This window comes from Pseudomonas sp. FSL R10-2189 (genome assembly GCF_009600325.1).
GTDB lineage: Bacteria > Pseudomonadota > Gammaproteobacteria > Pseudomonadales > Pseudomonadaceae > Aquipseudomonas > Aquipseudomonas helleri.
This window is the reverse complement of record NZ_WIVZ01000027.1, coordinates 34,585-54,193: the sequence shown is the minus strand read 5'-3', so window position 1 is coordinate 54,193 and position 19,609 is coordinate 34,585. Positions and strand designations below refer to the sequence as shown.

General features: G+C 58.7%; 11 protein-coding genes. 3 read left to right on the top strand and 8 right to left on the bottom strand.

Translation table 11 applies throughout. The features are described from left to right. Positions 1-18: 18 nt before the first annotated feature. The 4 genes from GHO32_RS18575 to cbpA all read right to left on the bottom strand — a co-directional run bounded on the left by GHO32_RS18575 (position 19) and on the right by cbpA (position 11,544). The gene (locus tag GHO32_RS18575) at positions 19-5,244 is read right to left on the bottom strand and encodes a dermonecrotic toxin domain-containing protein (RefSeq protein ID WP_153335008.1); all 5,226 of its coding nucleotides are present in this window, start codon (positions 5,242-5,244) and stop codon (positions 19-21) included. 142 nt (positions 5,245-5,386) lie between these two features. Further along, entirely contained in the window at positions 5,387-10,219 is a 4,833-nt protein-coding gene (locus tag GHO32_RS18570; RefSeq protein ID WP_153335007.1) for a dermonecrotic toxin domain-containing protein, read from the bottom strand. 105 nt (positions 10,220-10,324) lie between these two features. After that, a complete protein-coding gene (locus GHO32_RS18565; RefSeq protein WP_048366550.1) occupies positions 10,325-10,630 on the bottom strand; it encodes a chaperone modulator CbpM in 306 nt (101 codons plus the stop codon). A 2-nt stretch (positions 10,631-10,632) separates the two neighbouring features. Continuing rightward, positions 10,633-11,544 (bottom strand): curved DNA-binding protein, encoded by a 912-nt coding sequence (gene cbpA / locus GHO32_RS18560; protein ID WP_048385322.1) that lies wholly within the window; start codon positions 11,542-11,544, stop codon positions 10,633-10,635. Positions 11,545-11,823: 279 nt separating this feature from the next. On the opposite strand from cbpA, the gene GHO32_RS18555 reads away from it, so the two are divergent. Next, on the top strand, positions 11,824-13,089 hold the full coding sequence (locus tag GHO32_RS18555; protein ID WP_153335006.1) for an Hsp70 family protein: 1,266 nt from the start codon (positions 11,824-11,826) through the stop codon (positions 13,087-13,089). A 155-nt stretch (positions 13,090-13,244) separates the two neighbouring features. Here GHO32_RS18555 and GHO32_RS18550 read toward each other — a convergent pair whose 3' ends face one another. The 3 genes from GHO32_RS18550 to GHO32_RS18540 all read right to left on the bottom strand — a co-directional run bounded on the left by GHO32_RS18550 (position 13,245) and on the right by GHO32_RS18540 (position 15,612). Then, positions 13,245-14,255: an AI-2E family transporter gene (locus tag GHO32_RS18550; protein ID WP_153335005.1), complete on the bottom strand. Its 1,011-nt coding sequence runs from the start codon at positions 14,253-14,255 to the stop codon at positions 13,245-13,247. A gap of 195 nt (positions 14,256-14,450) precedes the next feature. Next, positions 14,451-14,741 carry a PsiF family protein gene (locus GHO32_RS18545; protein WP_153335004.1) on the bottom strand — a complete coding sequence of 97 codons (291 nt, stop codon included), beginning with the start codon at positions 14,739-14,741 and terminating at the stop codon, positions 14,451-14,453. A gap of 85 nt (positions 14,742-14,826) precedes the next feature. Beyond that, entirely contained in the window at positions 14,827-15,612 is a 786-nt protein-coding gene (locus GHO32_RS18540) for a helix-turn-helix domain-containing protein (protein WP_048366555.1), read from the bottom strand. 97 nt (positions 15,613-15,709) lie between these two features. Between GHO32_RS18540 and GHO32_RS18535 the strand changes: the two genes are divergently transcribed. Together GHO32_RS18535 and GHO32_RS18530 are read left to right on the top strand one after the other, a co-directional pair. Then, positions 15,710-16,603: a DMT family transporter gene (locus GHO32_RS18535; RefSeq protein ID WP_048366556.1), complete on the top strand. Its 894-nt coding sequence runs from the start codon at positions 15,710-15,712 to the stop codon at positions 16,601-16,603. A gap of 86 nt (positions 16,604-16,689) precedes the next feature. Beyond that, the gene (locus tag GHO32_RS18530; protein WP_048366557.1) at positions 16,690-17,220 is read left to right on the top strand and encodes a bacterioferritin; all 531 of its coding nucleotides are present in this window, start codon (positions 16,690-16,692) and stop codon (positions 17,218-17,220) included. Between the two features lie 118 nt (positions 17,221-17,338). Here GHO32_RS18530 and GHO32_RS18525 read toward each other — a convergent pair whose 3' ends face one another. Then, a complete protein-coding gene (locus tag GHO32_RS18525) occupies positions 17,339-19,405 on the bottom strand; it encodes an AsmA family protein (protein WP_153338183.1) in 2,067 nt (688 codons plus the stop codon). Positions 19,406-19,609: the final 204 nt, after the last annotated feature.

Sequence of the window (19,609 nt, the reverse complement as noted above, 5' to 3'; positions counted from 1 at the left end):
CACCCCCGGCTGCAAGGCTCAGGTGGCTTTACGGCCTGCGACCTGATCGGTCAGTGACTTCATTAACGCGTCTTTCTCGTCCAGTAATGACTGGGTCATGGCGTCGTATTCAAGGTCGGTCATGGCGCGACCATAGACAACATCTGCGGGTGCAATGCCCAAATGACGGGCCGCAGCATCGATGGATTTTTGCAACGCACGCTGTGCCAGCGCCGGCAATGGGTCAGTAAGCCCCAGGCTCTTCTGATCACTCTGGTATTCAAACAGAGCCAAAGCCTTTTCATCCAGCGCCGCGAATAGGGCGCTGTTGGTACGCTCGATAAACTCGCGCCAGAACGGGATTTTAATTATCTGATTACGCAGCCCCTCCCCTTCTTCCAGCGCCAGCACTTGGCTGTACGCAGCGTCAAGCATGGCTGGAGTCACGTCGGGCTCGGCGAAGAACATTTCCAACTGCCAAGGCAGGTCCAGACGCTTGGCCAGCAAGGTGGTGTAGGCGAGATGGATCTCCACCTCGTCAATCGTTTTCAACCGATTGCCTTGAGCATCAAACTGGGGAATAACAAGGTCTTGCGCATCGTATTTTGGAAATGAGCGACCTTGCGCCACTAGCTCACGCACTCGCGCCCGGGCAATCCGGTTCAGTTGATCCAGACGAGCCCGACCACGCGCCAGATTAAACAGTTCGAGCTTGCTCAGGGCCAGATCGATGGGTTCCAGGCGCAACGCCTCATACAACAACACTTCGACCCCCATGGCGTTAAACACCTGCAGCCCGGCGTCTGTACAGGTAATAGGCGCATTGGCCATGGTGAACAGCTTTTCGCGCACGGCCACACTTTCATCCATGACTTCGAGCATCTGCCAGACCCGGGTTTCCATGTTGCGCTTAAAGTCATCAGGCCTGTTGCGCAGGTCATCCCCTTGCCGGGCCAGCTCATTGAAAAACGGTTCCGAGCCGTGCGCCTGTTCTAAACGGTCCCAAAGCGCCTGCTTCTCAGCCTTGTCTTTGACACCCGGCCCGCGGGTCCATTGGCGTCGCCCCTGCACGCCTGAAGGTGGGTTGATGCGTTCGGGGTCTATGCCGACAGAGGTTTTGTAGGCGTTGTATTTTTCCAGCACGGCATCTGAAACTCGATGGCGGCTCAACCGGGTTCTGGCCAATGTTCTGGCCTGATCAGAACCCGGCTCAACATCGGGAATGCTGGTCAGTTCATTGGCGGTAAGGTTCAAGCTGAATGCCTCGGGCCTTGGCTGATCAAACAACCCGGTCGGCCAGTTGCGCTGCTCGCATTGAGAAAGCTCGAGAACCTCCAGGGCAGGCATGCGGCTGATGTCCGGAGCTAACCCTAACGGGTTAAGCGAAAGCCCCAAACGTTCCAGCAGGGTCAATTCCTTCAAGGCGGCGATGCTGCTCTCTGTCAGTTGTACAGTGCCTTCAGTCAGGACCAGAAACGCCAGGTTACGCATGGAGCCCAACGCCTCAGGTAGACGCGTCAGCCGATTTTTATCAGCTTGCAACGAGCGTATGCGCTCAAAATTTGACAGAAAACCATCGATCGAATCGGTCACACCGATCCCATTGAGATTGATATCCCGGACATGATCAAAGTTGGCCTCCAGCGGTGGCAGCGTGCCGAGTACCTCACCCAGCCCTGGCACGTCTTCAAAATTGATGCTGAACCCCAACTCGCGGCCGGCTTCACGTACCGTCAAATGAGTGGCCTTCTGCCAGACAGCGGTGAGTGTCTTGCGGATGTGCTGACGGAGTTGAATCACCTGACCCTGTTCCCGTGTCAACCGTGGCGGTAGTGGCTGATCGTTGATCGGCGAACGGATCCATTGATTCAGGCTGGCATCCATCTGCTGGAACTCCTGCTCAAGCAGGCTGAGTTTCTCTTCGACGGCCTCCCCATGCAGGCGTTGGAACTCCAGGAAGTCGGTGTAAATGTCAGGGCTGGCCGGGTCCCAGCGGTGCTGCACGGTCTTCTCCGGGTACAGCGCCCGGAAGCGCTCTTTAAGCGCCTGAAGCTTGAGGTGGGCCGCTGCCTCGCCAACACCCCGACCACTCAACGGGTAGCCTGAACGCTTGGGCGACAGCCGAACTGGCGACTTGAAAAACGGTAACTCGTCGGGCGGTATTTTCAGCAATTGGCGCAAGCGCGATCGTGTAATGGCATGTTCGCGCAATAACACTTTTAGCGCCTCGCCCTGACCGGTATGCGGCAAACCAATTGAGGTGCGGTGCGCATCCGGCAACGCGTACTGCAAGCTGGCAATAAAATCATCCTGCCCGTGCAAAGACTGCCCCTGTGAGTCGAATGTCTCGTAACGACCATCGGCATCCCTGACCAACACTTTTCGCTGGCTGGCGTTTTCGGCGCCATACTGGCTTCGCAGCGTGCCGTCGCGGCTGCCATCACGCACCTCAAGGCGCAAGTCATCCTTCCAGCCGGGCAGTGCCTCCAAGGAGTTCATCACCAAAATCTCAGTGTCGGCAGTGACCATCTCATCCAGGTAAAGCCCCAGATACGCCTGCTCAATGCGCATCGCGCGCTGGACGTGTAAGGCGTTGAGTCCAAGCTTCATCGGGATTTTGCCTTGCTGTAACACCGCCTTTTCAGCCGGTGACGCGTCAGCCAGCAAGCCGCGAATGCGCGACGTGGTCAACCGCGGATAAGCCCGCTGAATCAACCTCAGCGCTGCGGCATCGGGGTCATTCACAGGGATAACATCATTGAAGATGCTCTCAAACAAACGCCCGGCGTTATCTGAGGCGTGCGTGGCCAGTTTTTCTCTTACCAGCTGAACACGCTCCTGCGCCTCAAAAGGCACCGATTCGCCCAGCAACTGCTCAAGTTCAGAGCGCGAGAAGCGGTCGACCACGCGCTCGGGCAACTTACCGCTCATCAGCTCAACGTCGCTGATTTTTATGACGTCTGCTCCGGTGGCCTGAGCATTGCCAAACCGTTTGGCGGTCGTAAGCGGGCTCGCGGCCTCATACACCTCAAACGCGACGTTCCGGGGCCAGCGTGGCAATTCAAGGGCAAAGGTCACGGCATAAGTGCACGTCTCACGGGGCAGGCGCCCGACCAAGATAGACGGGCCGACACCGCGGGCCTTCGAATACGCGGCATAGCGTTTGAGCGTGTCTTTGAGCGCGGCGGGAATGGGCTCGTTGTCGACGTACATACGCCGCAGATCATCAAAGGACACATCGCTAATGCGCAACGCCTGCCTGAATTCCGCATCGCTGCACCCCTCTGTCACAGTGCCCAGGCGCTGCCTGAGGGTCTCGTCACTCCAGGTCAGGGGCTGCTCGGTTTCATGCACCCAGACACCCTCGCCGTTGTGCCGGAACACCGGCTGATACGCGTCGCTGCGCGTGGGGTGCTGAGTCCGGTACTCACCGGTGACGGGGTCCGTGTTGAGTTCATAGTGTTTGCCTTCGTGGGGCAAGACCTCTTGCTCCCCGACCACGTGCAGACCTGCCTCATTGGCCCGCGAACTCGGCGGGACACCTTGTGACCGCTCATAGGGGGCAAGCTCGGGTTTCCACAGGCGCGTCTTGCCGTTGAGCAACGTGATGGTTTTAAGTTTCTGAATGACCGGATTCACCTTGAAATGGGCAACCACAGCTCCCGCAGCAGCAATAGCGAGGTTTTCAATGACATCCGAGAAGTGCGCCCAGGCGGACCGTACATCCCCCGCAGACCAATCAACGATGCCCTCTATGGTCTCGTGCAACAGTTGAACGGCCATGACCGACAGCATGACCAGCCCCAGCTCCGGCACGACGAATGACACCGTATTGAGCACCAGCGTAAACAAATTGAAGTAGTGCGACGTGCGCCGGAGCAGGTAGGCGGTATCCGCATCTTCAGTGGAAATGGCCAAGCTTCGCCCATCCGCGAGGCTTTTCTTGATCATGACCTCCAATAAGTATTGCCACAGATCCGGCTGGAACCACTCATCACGGGGGTTCAGCGGTACCACGCCGACGTAAACCGCCGGTGCAGCAGACAGTACCCGTGACGTGAAAGCGGGCAAGTCAATCGGTGAGTTGGCCCTAATGCTCCAGCGCCCGTCTTCATCTGTCACCGTGCCACCAGGCAGCACCACGGGCGGCGGCGGTGCGTGGGTGAACGGCTCGGTCAGGCGGTTGTAATACTCCGGATGCTTGCTCTGGTCGATAAACTGGCTCAGAAACTGTTGATAGGGCGTCAGCTCTGAGCTTCTGGGCACTGTCAGGCGTTCGGGCGTCAGTTTTTTCGTCAAATCGGCTTGAAACGCGTCATGTGACGGGTAGTACTTGAGCGGGTGATGCGGGTCGCCGGGGATCCAGACGATGATCCATGACGCAGGAAAGTATTTGATCCGCGGCTCAAACACCACGCAGCCCCTGAGGGTCATATCCCACAAAAGGACAGATCGGTACCAGACCTGCTTCCCTTCGATTCTCGCCGGCTGAGGTCCCGATATGACCACCAACAGCATCTTGTAATGCTCAACGGTGATATCGCCCTTGAGCATGGCCACATAGGCATCTGCCATCAGCACCGATTTATGGTGATCAATAAAGTGTGATTGCAGCAGGGACTGATAAATCTCGCTTTTTGAATCGAGAAAAGTCTTCAAGTAGGTCTGGTACAACGTGCCCAGATCCAGGGATCGGCACAGCTGGACAAACGCCTGGATCGTGAGGAGCGTGACATACGGCTTAAAATGCCCCCGCTCATCGGGGCGGGCGATGAAGCCGGATTCATCAGTGAAATGCCCGTCGCCGGTTTCGACCTCTTCAAAGTTGTGCAGCGCGGCCTGCAGCAATGACAGCGTGCGGACGTTAAAGGCTTCGGAAACGCCGAAATCGTCATTCTCAACAGTGCTGTAAAGCCGTAGATGCACCTCGTTGACGTCCATCGTATGACCGATGTCTTTCAACGCGGCTTCAAGCAGCGGCCTGGCAAAATCTGTGAGGGGCAGGATCTTGCCCATGGTTTTGTCGAGTTTGCCCTGCGCCTTGATCCGGGCCACGATCAATTTTTGCAGCTCGACTCGCTGTTCGGCAGTCACCTTGGAGTACCACTGCACCGCCTCGGGATTGGCACCTTTGAGCGCCTTGCGTCGAGCGGGTGAGAGGGTAATCAGGTGGTCTGGAATAGATTTTTTGATGAATTCATCGTGCTTGCCTTTGACAACGACAGGCGGATTACCAGAAGGCTGGGGTGTTGGAGAATCGGGCATCGGGATTACCTGGATGAATGAAATGAGTCATCAGGTTATCCAGTGGCAGCGACGCTCAAGGGCTATCTATATATGGACGGGCAGGTAAAAAACCAAAAGCGCGGGTCAGTGCGCGCCTTGGGTTCGAGCCTCGTATTACTGGTTAAAACGGGTGGTCTGCCATCTCCTGGCGGGTCAGTTCTTTGAGCAACTCTCTTTGTGCCGCGTTATGGGCTGACCTGATCAGTTCCAGGCTGCTTTGGTAGAGGTCATCGGAGAGCAGCCGCGCGCCAAACTCCAATTGATCGCACTGGCTGGTGTACGTATCGCGCACTTGGGTAAACCGGTCGCGGTATTTGCTTTTCAAGAACGTCACCCAGAAATCCCGGCTGGCGATAAAGTCCAGCAATTGGCTGCCCGAGGCTTCATCGCGCAACACTGCCCGGCGTATGTTCTCCAGCCCTAATGCCGGGACAGACGGCAAGCTCTCAAACGCCTCGGCACGGGGTTGCGCCGTTAACTCCAAGGGCTTGGCCAGCGCGATGCGCAATACCAGACGCAGGTCCTGCAATTGCACAACGTCCTGAGCCCCCATGCCGTCCAAAAAGCGGTAAGCCAACCGCTCATCCAGCAAATACTGGGCCCAGCCTTCCACCTGATCCAGGCGAAACACTCTGCGCGCCAAGCGTAACAGCGCATGCTCATTGCCCGACTGATCGGCCGCAGCTTTCGCCTGCGCAACTGACGTCAATAGCTCAAAGTCACTGAAGGTCAACGCACTCGATTCAGCACTGGTTGACCCTATACGGATACGCGCGATCAGCGTCTCTCTTAATTCGTTGTTCTCCCCCAAAGCTTGCAAGACAGCACCGGCGCGTTTGACAAATGCCGCGCGCGTACGCTCATTGACGTATTCGGGACTGTCGCGCAGCCCGCCCAAAAACTCGCGCAAGTCTTCGGCGAACGGGTCCTGCTCAAGGTTCTTCCAGATCGCTGTACGCCTGGCAGCGCTGTCATCAACACCGCTTAGCAACCAGGCATGACGAGGTTGGTCGGTTCCACTGTGGGGGACGCGATCCGAAGTGTCGCCCAGGCTGATACCGGTGCGTCTGACATACAGATCCAGTCGTTCCTGGGAAGCGGGGGCTAGCGTGTTGCCATGCAGGTAGGTCACCTCGCCCAGGTTTGACGGGCTGTTGAGCGCCGCATCGGGGATCACGCCGAGGGTGTTGTCGCGCAAATCCAGGCTCCTGAGGGTGAGCACTGTCTCAACCCCCACTGGCCACTCTGTCGCGCGTGTACGCCGTAGGTTGAGGTATCGCAACTGCTCCAGGCCGCTGACATCCAAAGGCAAACCCAGCGGGTTGTCGGACAGGTCCAGCTCCTTGATATTTACCTGCTCAGCCAAGGCCTTGACGCCCTCAGGGGTCAACTCGATGGCGTTATGGCTCAGGTCGAGCTTTTGCAGGCGTTTCATTTCAGTGAGCGCCAACGGCACGCTTTTAAGCTGGTTGTGTTGCATCGACAGCCAGCGCACCTGAGGGAAACTCTGCAAAAATTGCTCAGGCACGCTGGTCAAGGCCATGTCATCCATGACCAGCACCGAGATATGGCTGAAGTCACCGACAAGCTTGGGCAAGTCACCGGCAGGCATACCGCTCAGGTCAAGCATGTAGCCGCGCATGTCAGGTAAATCTGCAGGCGACAGTCGCCCGGCCTCAAGGTAGCCCGGCATGCCGCCCGAACCTTCCTGCACGTAGCTTTCCCGGCGCCAGGCACGTCGAATTGCATGGCTGACGGCGCGCTTGATGGTGCCCGGCAAGACATCCCGGCGCGCGGCAACAGAATGCTCGGGCAGCGGCACGCTGCACCATGTGCGCAAAGCATCATCCAGCGCCTCCCGCTCCAGCTGGAGCCGCGCCAGTTCGGCCTCTGGCCACACCTTGCGGGTTTCCAGGGCGCTGACCAGTTCCAGGCATTGCTCACGGGTGTATGTCGGATAAAGGTCTTGTACGCGACGAACCAGTAGCCCCGTGCGCGCTGTGCCGCGCTCCCCGCTCAACGGATAACCCGACCGCCCATTGGCAAGGCGCATGGGTGACTTGAACCAGGGTTTGATCGGCTGTAAGCCCAGCGCAGTGCGCGTTTGCTCAGGGTGGTTGTGTACATGCTGCGCGAAATCATTGCGCAAGCCCCGGTCCCCCTTCATCAAGCCCAAGGCATGCTGTGCCTGCAACGCAGTCAACGTCGGGTCGGTTCGCCGCCGATACAGTACGGGGTCTTTGTCCAGATAGTGTCTGCCCCGCTCCGTCTGCGCAAAAAACGCCGAGATCAGCTTCAGACTGAGTGTCGGGTCTGCTACGTCCAGAAAACAGCCTTCCAGCGCCCGGGCGGTTTTCACCTCATGGGCATACAAACGCAGCTCTTCGGCCAGGCGCAGGGGCACTTTTTGCTGAACCTCAAAGCTCTTGATTTCGCTAACGCTCGCCCGCTCAATCACTTCACTGACCACACGGGTGGGCAAGCTCGGGTATTGCTGGTGAATAGTCGCCATCAAGCCATCAGTAAAATGTTCGCTGCGCGCATAACGCAGGTTGAACAAGGCCTGTTTCTGCGTTTTCGCGAAGGATGCGACGCGCTCGGTCAACGCAGTGGTGCGCTGTTCGGGCGTGACCGCTGCGGCCCCGAGCAACGCCGTGGCATCGGCCTGGGGGATCAGGGAGGCGATGGTTTTGAACAAGCCGTCACGCGCAAGGTCTGCGCTGACGATGCGCAAGTCCTGGGCACTACGCCCGTTCAGCGATACATAGGACAAAACCTTGCCCTCGGCGTCCAGTAATTGAACGCCGCGCCCTGCTGGCCAGCCGGGCAGTTTAAGCATCAGGTGCAAAATGTCCGGGCTGTCTTCCCAGCGCACTGTTTGCGGGGCTTGCAGCCGGGCGATCAATTGCTCGGCTTCCTCTGCCATTTTGAAGCGCTTGAGGGTATCGAGTACCAGACCTGGCGGGCGTTCCCGCTGGACGTGGCTCCAGCGAAGCGCACGCTCATGGGGACTAATAATGCGGCTGACCTGCTCGATTTTTGCTTCGCTTAACGGGTATTTATAAGGCCATGCCCTGTGCAACGCCTGCGCAGTGTTCCACTCGGCGGGCCGCTCCAGCGCCAACTGCCAGGCTCCGTGTTCGTTATGTTCGAGGGTCGGGGTGTAAGTGTCGGCGCGAAAGGGGTGCTGCACCTGCCAGCGCTGCTTGCCAACGTCGAAACGAACTTCATGCGCATGCCCCTGGATGTACACGTACTGACGCTCATCAACGCGGTAAATGCCTTGGGCATCAGGCTCCAGATGCGGGTCGATCACGACCTTGCTGCGGTAGGGCGTCAGGTCGACCTTGAACAGCTTTTTATCTCCGTTCGCCTCGATAACGGGCGCCATCTTGTTCAACAGCGCGGGATGGTGCAGTGGCGGCTTGAGCGAAGCCCATGCCGAACTGGCACGTGCCCCAACGCCCATCACCAACAGGTTTTGCGCCACGGAGCCAAAGTGCGCAATCGCCTCGTTGATCTCACCATGGCTCCAGTCCTCCACCCCGGTATAGAGCTCGGACAGTAATTGCACCGCCGTGGCCAGCATCAGCATTTCCCCCAGTCCCGGCAAAAAGAAGGCCGCCAGATTGAACACAGGCTGACCGCTTTCAAACAAGGAGGCGATGCGCTGGGCAAGGGACTCTGCAGCTTCATGGTCGGTGGGCACAACCAGGGCGCGGGCGTTGTTCAGGGTCAGCATCGAATACTGACGGTACAAGGCAGACCAGGGTGGCTCACCGGCATCGCGCAGGACAATGTCCAAACGCGAAGCGGTGCGCCACTCAATCACTGGCACGCCGGATGTCGTGAGCCCTTTGAAACGCAACGCACGCTGCAACTGCGTCATCAAGGCCGACTGATAACGCAACTCCACCGTCTTTTTAAGCGCCATGCGCGGGCCTGTTTCACGAAGGCGAAGGGCCAACTGCTTATTGAAGTGCTCCAGTGAAGGGTATTCGAACAGTGGCCGCTCTTTGTCGTGGGGCATGTACACCATGCAGGGCAGCGCGGTTTCGCCTGCCCTGGCCTTGCCGATAAACAGCAAGGCACCGTACAACGGGCACGGGCCGTAGCTGCCACTGTCGAGCTTGATCGACAACAGGCTGAGGTTGCACACCCGCACGTCCCTGGCGCCCCAACGCAATTGGGCCTCGCCCCCCAGCCACTGCTGCAACAAGGTGTGACCCGCCCGGCTGATAGCGTTGCCCAGGAACGCCTTGTGACTCAGCCATGCGAGACGGCTTTTTTCATGAGCAATAAACTCGGGGGCAATACTGCCGGGGAGCAAATCAGCCCCCGTGGTTTCCACAGCAGGGAACACGTTTTTCAGATAACGCTGGTACTGCTCGCCCAGGTTCAGGGACCGGCACAGGTTGGCAAATTGCAACGGGTCCAATGGCGAGCGCACCTGGCTGTCGCTGCGCTCCAGAATAAACGCCTCACCGCCAAGCTCATCATTCAGTTCGGCGCTCGACACGTTCTGCAACGCCGCTTCAAGCAACGTCATGTGCGTTGTGTTGACGATCGGAATCAATGACCTGGGCAACAAGAACTGCACAGGGTCTTTAATCGCATCGCCCAACGGGTTAAGCGACAGGCGCTTGATGCGCACCAGAACGTTGTGATCGACATCAAACCCGGTAAGCCGCAAAGCTGTGAGTGCCTTGATCAGCAGAGGCCGGGCAAACGCCACAGGGGACGTGATGGCCTTGATCCGCGTGGCCAGCGCGGCTTCGTCACGGTGATGATTGAGCAGGGCCTGAATGACCTTGGGCTTGAGTTCGCTGTCGGCTGACAACAACCAGCCCGGCATGCGCTCTTTGGCCAGCGCCGAAAACTCATCAACAGCCGTCAGCGCCTGATCGTGGTCGGGCAGCCTGCCGCCAGCAGGCGGCGTGGTGGGAACTATCATCGTGATGACCTGAAAGAGGGGGACAGGTCATCACGTTATCGAGCCGCTCGCGGGTGCTAGCGGTACTTATGTATTCCCGGCGACAGAGCGTGGAACCCTGTGCGATCAATCCACCGCAAAACGCGCCAGCCGATGCTTGAGCCGCTGATTCTCGACGCGCAACTGCTGCACTTCATCGATGAGTTCCAGCGCCAGCGCCACTCCTTCCCACTCAATCTCCAGGTCCTGGTGCAGCTTGGCCGCACGCCTTGCAATAGACAGCTCATAGTCGGCAAAACGCCACACGTCCGGCGTGCGGCCCTGAGGTTCGATAATTCCGTGTTCGACAATCTCTATCACGTAAGTGGCCGGGATATTGGCCTCTTCGCAGAACCTTTCCATGTCCAGCTGAACGATCAGGGTGCTGCTCATGATCAATTACTCCATTGGGCTCTCGGGTCGAATGCTGCTTTTTCAGCGAGTTCTTGCCACAGGGCTTTGGCCGCCTCATCACTTTCTTTAGGCATGACCACTTTCAATTGGGCGTACAAATCGCCGCGCTGGCCTTTTTTGTCTGCCAGGCCGTGGCCCTTGATGCGCAAACGTTGACCGCACTGGCTGTCCGGACGAACGGTCAGGTTCAGCTTGCTGGTCAAGGTCGGCACTTGCACCTTGGTGCCCAACGCGGCTTCCCACGGTGCCACCGGCACGGTGATGACCAGGTCGTGGCCTTCTACGTCGAACTTGGGGTGCGGCGCAAAACGAATGATCAGGTATAGATCACCATTGGCCCCGCCGCCCACACCCGGGCCGCCCTGGCCTTTAAGGCGAATGCGCTCGCCGTCGGTCACACCGGCCGGGATTTTAACGTTGAGGGTCTTGCTCACGCCGCCGATCTGGAAGCTGATGGGCTTCGATTCGCCGGACAGGGTTTCTTCAAGGAAAATCGGCAATTCCATTTCAACATCCTGCCCACGACGGCCCGCACTGCGGCCAGATTGCCCACCAAAGCCGCCGCCGCGCGATCCGAAGATCGAGCTGAAGAAGTCTGAAAAATCGCCTTGATCCTCGAAGCCACCGCCCGCGTGGCCTTGCCAGCCCGGTGGCCCCTGGAACGGTTGGCCATGCTGGCCGTATTTACGCATTTCATCGTATTCGGCGCGTTTATCGGCGCTTTTCAGCGCTTCATACGCCTCATTGACGTCCTTGAATTTCTCCTCGGCGTCTTTTTCCTTGCTCACATCCGGGTGATATTTGCGCGCCAGCTTGCGGTAGGCGGTCTTGATCGCCTTGTCGTCAGCCGTGGGCTCGACACCCAGGATCTTGTAATAGTCTTTGAAGTCCATGTAAGGCTCACCATCCGTTATCAAAATCGCGCCGCACAATGCCCCAGAATGCTCTGGTCGACCGGCCTGTCTATTGACCGGTCTCAATCTTGTGACTGGACAGCGCAGCAAAAGTTTATCGGCAGCCCAATGGCTACCACGCCAATGTCTGAGAGTTTGGGGGTGAAGGATAGTCTTTCAAGTGGATTAAAACCTGCGAATTAACGATTCGTCGCGCTTCGATTCTTTGAGCGACTGGCATACACTGCGCGGCCGTTTTTTAACCGGAACTTGAAAGACATGAAAAGCGCCTCTCCAGCCCGTGCCTGCGGCATCGACTTCGGCACCTCCAACTCCACTGTCGGCTGGCTGCGCCCCGGCATGGAAACCCTCATTGCGCTGGAGGACGACAAGATCACCCTGCCCTCAGTGGTGTTCTTCAATATTGAAGAACGCCGCCCGGTGTATGGCCGTCTGGCGCTGCATGAGTACCTGGAAGGCTACGAAGGCCGCCTGATGCGCTCGCTCAAAAGCCTGCTGGGTTCCAAGCTGATCAAGCACGACACCAGCGTGTTGGGCACGGCCATGCCGTTCAAGGACCTGTTGGGGCTGTTTATCGGCCAGCTTAAAAAGCGCGCCGAAACTGCCGCCGGTCGGGAGTTTGAAGAGGTGGTGCTGGGTCGCCCGGTGTACTTCGTCGATGAAGACCCGCTGGCCGACCAGGAAGCCGAAAACACCCTGGCCGACGTCGCCCGCGCCATCGGTTTCAAAGAAGTCTCGTTCCAGTACGAACCGATTGCGGCCGCTTTCGACTACGAGTCGACCATCGAGCGCGAAGAACTGGTGCTCATCGTCGACATTGGCGGTGGTACTTCTGACTTCTCGCTGGTGCGTTTGTCGCCAGAGCGTCGTGGCCTGGACAACCGCCAGGACGACATTCTGGCCACCGGCGGTGTGCACGTGGGCGGTACCGACTTTGATAAACAGTTGAGCCTGCAAGGCGTGATGCCGCTGTTCGGCTACGGCAGCCGCATGAAAAGCGGCGCTTACATGCCCACCAGCCACCACATGAACCTGGCGACCTGGCACACCATCAACTCGGTGTACTCGCAAAAATCCCAGCTGGCGCTAGGCAGCATGCGTTACGACATCGAAGACACCGGCGGCATCGACCGCCTGTTCAAGTTGATCGAACAGCGCGCGGGCCACTGGCTGGCGATGGAAATCGAAGAAACCAAAATCGAACTGACCCACAGCGACAGCCGCCATGTGCCGCTGGACCGTGTCGAAGCCGGTCTGAGCGTTGACCTGAGCCGGGCGCTGTTCGAAGCCGCCATCGACAACCAGCTCGAACGCATCCGCAACAGCGTGACGCAATTGCTGAGCAATGCCGGTGTGGGTGTTGAGCAAGTCAACACCGTGTTTTTCACCGGCGGTTCGAGCGGCATTCCGGCCTTGCGCCAGAGCGTCTCGGCCATGCTGCCCAATGCACGCCATGTAGAAGGCAACATCTTCGGCAGCATCGGCAGCGGTTTGGCGATTGAGGCTAAAAAGCGTTACGGCTGAACAGCAAAACCCTCACCCCAACCCTCTCCCGGGGGGAGAGGGAGCTTTACCGAGGTGTTCTCAGGTTCAGTGCAAGGGTGACAGGCTGCCAAAAATCTTCAGCACCCCCCAATCAGTCCCCTCTCCCTCCGGGAGAGGGTTAGGGTGAGGGGCTGTTACACAAGCTCCATCTGCTTGAGCTCACTCTTCAGATACGCGTAGTAGATCGGCCCGGCCACCACGCCGGGCAGGCCGAAGGCGGCTTCAAACACCAGCATCGCCAGCAACAGCTCCCACGACTTGGCACTGATCTGCCCGCCGACGATTTTGGCGTTCAAAAAGTATTCCAGCTTGTGGATAACAATCAGGTACGCCAACGCGCCCACCGCCACCCAGATCGACAGCGACAAGCCAACGATGGTGATCAGGGTGTTGGAGATCAGGTTGCCGATCACAGGCAACAAGCCCAGCAAAAAGGTCAGCACGATCAGGGTTTTGGTCAGCGGTAGGTGGACGCCAAACATCGGCAATACCAACGCCAGAAAAATCCCGGTAAACAGCGTGTTGAGCAGGGCGATTTTGATCTGTGCAAAAACGATGTTGCGAAAGGCTTGCACCAGCAGGTGCAAACGGTCGAACAGTGCAGCGGCCAGCGGCTTGCGGCGGCTGACGTCGGGGATGCGCTGCAAGGCCATGATCGCCCCCAGCACCATGCCGATCAGCAAGGTCACGAACATGTGCGCCGCGTCTTTGCCCACCAGTTGCAGTTCGCTCAGGTGTTTGTTCATCCAGTCGCCAATGGCGACCCGAAATTCAGCCGCGCTGGCAGGTAGATAACCGTCCAGAAACGGCGGCAATTGCCCGCGTGCCCGGTCGACCACCACCATGAATTTGTTCAGCGAGGCGCCGGGGTTTTCCGCTTCATGGAGCAAAAAGCTGATGGCACCGGCAAAGATCAACGCCAAAAAGCTGACCACCAGCGTGCCCAGCAAGGCCACCGCCAGCCAGCGCGCACGGCGCCCGGCGATCAGGCGTTGCAGTTGCGGGGTGAGCATGTTGACCAGTTCGAACACCAGCAAACCCGCGAGCAGGCTGGGCAACAGGCGCAGCGGAAAGACCAGTAACAGACTGCCAGCGATGATGATGTAACTGGCGAACAAAATGTGACGCTGAGAAAACGATGGCATACAGCCTCAAAACAAGCAGCGCAAAAAGGATGGGCAGTCTGCCAGCCTTCAGCGGGGATCACTACAAAATGTGACTGACGGAAACCTGCTGTTGTTCCCTGTGGGAGCGGGCTTGCTCGCGATACAAACGCTACGTTCTTTCAGTAACACTGCGCCGTCCCAATCGCGAGCAAGCCCGCTCCCACAAGATGCCAATTATTTTTTCTTCAGGCAGTCACTCATAAAGGCTTTGCGCGCATCGCCCTTGAGGGCTTGGGTGGTGGCGGTGGCGTTGCAGTTTTTCATGCGTTCTTGCGGGGTCGTGGCTGCAGCCGGTGCAGCTTTGAGGCAGTTGCTCATAAACGCTTTGCGCTCATCGCCCTTGAGGGCCTTGGCGCTGGCGTCAGCGTTGCAGGTGGTCATTTTGTTTTGTTGAGCGGTGTCAGCAAAACTGTGCGAACACAGCAGTAAACCCATCAGCAGCAGAGGAACACGCAGCATCTTCATGGAGTTTTCTCCTTATGGCCGCACCGGGTGGCAGCGACGTTCATCACAGTGTAGACAAACTCTGTTACAGCTACCGACGACGTGTTCAGCGCGGTCGTAACTGCCGTCGATACTGCTCTGGCGAGCACCCGGCCTGGCGCTGAAACATCGCGATAAACGCCGAAGACGTGCTGTAACCCAGGTCAAACCCGACGTCTTGCACGCTGCGGGTGGATTCCAGCGCCTCAATCGCGGCCAGAAAGCGCAGGCGCTGACGCCACTCCCCAAAACTCATGGCCAACTCACGCACAAACAAGCGCGCCAGGGTGCGCTCGCTGACATGCGCCTGCTCTGCCCATTCGCCCAGCGGCCGATTATCGCCGGGCTGGGCCTGTAACGCTTCGAGCACCCGTTGTAACCCCGGATGGCTGGCATAGGGCAAATAACACTGGTGCACCGGGGCTTGTTGCAGTTGGTCGACCAACACCTGGGCCAGACGGATATCCGCTTCGGTCTGCGGGATGTGAATGTCGCGGCGGGCAAAGTCGCTGAGGATGCTTTTGAGAATATCGCTGATGGCCAGCGTCACCGGCTCACGGGGCAATTGCTCGCACAGCACGGCATCCAGATACACCGAGCGGTAAACAATCGCGTGGGAGTTGTAGGAACTATGCTCGGTATTGGGCGGCACCCACAGTGCGTACTGCGGCGGCGACATAAAACGTCGCCCGCCGACCTCATAGCGCATGACGCCGTTAGACACATAACCCAGCGACCCCCAGCTGTGCAGATGGGGCGTGGAATGGCTGTCGGCATCAAACTCGGCATACCGAAAGTACACCGGCGCAGGCAGTTGCTCGAACTCGGGAACACAAATCAATTTTTTGCGCATGCTGTCTGGATTCAAGCGGAGGTTGGCTGGATCGCAGTATAGGCGTGCAGACAGACAAGCGGATAATTGCCGCTTACTCACCCTGTGGTTGTTTCTGATGCAATACGCTTTCCCGCTGCTGGCCATTCTGATCTGGGCCGGCAATACCGTCGTCAACAAATTAGCGGTCGGGGCGATCTTCCCTTCCGAGATCGGCTTTTACCGCTGGTTGCTGGCCGGGCTGCTGTTTACCCCGTTCATGCTCAAGCCGGTGATCGCCAACTGGTCGGTGATCCGCCCCAACCTGGGCAAGATTTTTATCCTCGGCGTGCTCGGCATGGCGGTTTACCAGAGCCTGGCGTACTTCGCCGCCGCACTCACCTCGGCCACCAACATGGGCATCATCCTGTCGTTGATGCCGCTGATGGTGCTGACCATGTCGATCATCAGCCTGGGCCAGCGCCTGACCCGTGGCGCACTGGTGGGCGCCGTCCTGTCGTTTGTCGGGGTGCTGGTGGTGGTGTCGAGCGGCAGTTTGAGCGTGCTGCTCGCCCACGGCCTGAACCTGGGCGACGCGATGATGCTGGTCGCCACCCTGGCGTATGCGATTTACAGCACCCTGCTGAAAAAGTGGCAGTTGCGCCTGCCGCCGTTGCAGATGCTCTACCTGCAAGTGCTGGTGGCCATTGTGGTGTTGTTTCCGATGTACCTGCTGTCGCCCAAAATGGGCCCCAGCGTGCATAACATCGGCCTGGTGATGTACGCCTGCATCCTCGCCTCGATGCTCGCGCCGCTGGCCTGGATGAAGGCCGTGGCTACCCTCGGCCCGAGCCGCACGTCGCTGTTTTTCAACTTGCTGCCACTGATTACCGCGCTGATTGCGGCGGTCGTGCTCAAGGAGCAACTGCATATCTTCCACCTGATCGGCGGCGCACTGACACTGGGCGGGGTGATCTTGTCTGAGCGCTGGACGACACCGCTGGGTAAATCCAGACCGGTTGAAAATAGATAAAACTTTCTCGGCGCGCTGAACTCACAACTAACGAACCGACCTCGCCAACAGAGCGAAGCGGCCACCGGATTAGTGAGGAGATAGAAATGACCGAGATCCATCTGACCGATAAAAACACCCTGCGCGACCGCGCTCGCAAAAATGTCGAAGACGGTGCCGTCACCGAGGGCTACCACGCCAACCGCGAAGAAATCCTGCGGCTGCTCAACGAATCCCTGGCCACTGAACTGGTGTGCGTGCTGCGTTACAAACGCCACTACTTCATGGCCAATGGGCTGAAGGCCAGCGTAGCTGCCGACGAGTTTCTGGAGCACGCCAACCAGGAAATGGAACACGCCGACAAACTGGCCGAGCGCATTGTGCAACTGGGCGGCGAGCCGGAGTTCAACCCGGACCTGCTGTCCAAAAACGCACATGCGCAGTACGTGGCGGGCAAGACCCTGAAAGAAATGGTCTACGAGGATTTGGTCGCTGAACGGATTGCGGTCGACAGCTACCGTGAAATCATCCAGTACATCGGCGACAAAGACCCGACCACACGCCGGATCTTTGAAGACATCCTGGCGCAAGAGGAAGAACACGCCGACGACATGGCGGATATTCTGCAAGACCTGTAAGCATCACCCAACTGGTGGGAGCGGGCTTGCTCGCGATGGCATCGACACGGTGATTAAGTGACACCGCATCGACCCCATCGCGAGCAAGCCCGCTCCCACAGTGCTGTCTGAGGGCCGCTTATTTCACCGTTTTCGGCACTTTGCCCTGCTGCATTTGTTGCAGCAGCGGCGCGCATTGGTTAGGGACGTCACCGCTCGGGGCGACCAGCGCCAGCAGCCCCGCCGCCGGGCCGGCAATCACGCCCAGCGCCACCATCCCCGCCCCGCGCAACAGCAAAGGCACCGCCTCGACCCCGGCATCCGGATGCGCAAAGGTGCCACGTACGTACAACGGTGAGCGCAACGAGAACACCCGGAAGCCCTTGGATTCCGGGGTGATCTTCAAGTCCAGCCGTTCGGTGGCGAAGTTGGCCGTGCCGTCGATGTAGATGATTGCGTTCTGGGTATCGAATACAAACAACCGGGACGTGGCCAAGCCATCCTTGATCCCGAAATCAGCCGCCGCGCAGTTGATCTTCACGTCCTTGTCGCCAAAGATTTTGCCCACCACGTAATTGCCGACGTTCAACCCGGCGATTTCCATGAGGCTGCGACTGATGGCGCCGTCATTGATGAGCATCTTCAAATTGCCATTGGCCGTGCCCAATAACCGCGCCACCGAGTTGCCGGTGCCGGAAATCGAGGCATCGCCGTTCAGTTCACCAAAACTGGTTTTCATCGGCTCAAAGGTCGGGAACAGCTGTTTGAGCTTGAAGTTGCGCGCCGTCAGCTTGGCCCGGCCTTGCAACGGGGTGTCGCGGCCATTGAGGTTGATCTGTGCATCCAACTTGCCGCCGGCCACGCCGAAACGCAGCGGCTCCAGCTTCAGCACACCGTCAGAGAGCACCACGTGGGTGTACAGGTCGGTGAACGGCAGGTCGGCACTCTGGACAATCCGCTTGCCGGTGAATTCGACATCGGCGTCCATGTCGCGCCAGCGCTCGGTGCGGAACTCTTCGACCGGCAGCACTTTGTCCGCCGGTTGCTTGCTGCTGCCGCCACGGGCCTTTTGTTTATCGTTGGAGTCCGCGCCAATCAGCGGCGCCAGGTCGACCATCAGCAGTTGGTTGGAGACCAGTTTGCCGGTGAGCTTGGGCCGTGGCTTGCTCGCCACAAAGCTCAGGTCACCATGAATGTCGCTGCTGCCGATCTTGCCGTTGAAGTTGTCGTACGTGAACGTCGCGCCAGTGGCCTCACGCAGCTTGGCGGTGAGATGGCCGTCGGTGGAGTACGGCGGCGAGTCGGGCAAGGTCACGCCGGTGAGCGGGTACAAGTTGCTCAGGCTGCTGCCTGCCAGCTTCAGGCGCAGGTCCAGCGCCCCCAGGTCCAGCGGGTCGGTCAGGGTGCCGGCCAACGCAACTTTGGTGTCAGCAATGCTCACTTGCGCTTGCAGCGGGAACGGCTGGTTAGTGTCACGCAACGCCAACAAGCCACCGATTTTGCCGGTGCCGTGGAGTTTCTGGCCGTGGTACTCGCCGTTGACCTTCAGGGCAAAGGCGTAGTCCTGCGGCACAGCGCCCTTGTCTTGAGTCTTTTTCGCTTCTTTTTCGCCGACGATCTCACTAAACGGGATCGGTTTGCCCAGCGAGTCGATCAGCACGTCGAGCCGGGTTTTCAGGGTTTGGTCGTTCAGCGACACCTGGCCTTTATCAAAGCCGATTGCGCCAATGTCCACTTTCCAGTTGGAGGGCTCGGCGTTTGGGTCGGCGGCGTCGAACGTGAAGGTCCAGTTTGCCCGCCCATCGGCCAGGCGTTCGAGTTTGGCTTTGGGTTCCTTCAGGTCAATGCGCGGGATGGCCACGGTCTGGCTCAACAGCGCCAGCGGTGACAGGCGCAGTTCAACCTGCTTGAGGCTGGCCATTTCGGGGGTTTTTGACCAGTCGGGGTTACCCAGGGTCAGGTCTTCGGCAATCACATGCGGCCACGGCACCCAGGCACGCCAGCCGCCCTGGCCGTCTTCGCGCAGCCAGCGCACGGCCAGGTTGCCGTTGATGGCAAACGGGCGATGCAGCACCTCGGACACTTTGGCGTTAATGGTCGGCTTGAGGCGGTTCCAGTCGAAGGTAGAAATGATCACCACCAATACGACCACCAGCAGGACAACAATACCGCCTATCCAGGCAAGGGTTTTACGGGTGCGCGTCATGGTGCGGCTCCTTTATGACGACTCAACGTCCTGGTGACTATGAAGGTACGACTGGCAAAGACGGCCCAAGGTTTAATCCGAGCAGTGTTTTCCCGGAAAAAAACCTCGGCATCGCCTGCACAGGCGTTGTGAACGTGCATCTGTGTACCCTCAACTGCGCAGGCTAGAGGCCTTGTCGCGGGAATATCAATTGTGTCGATTATC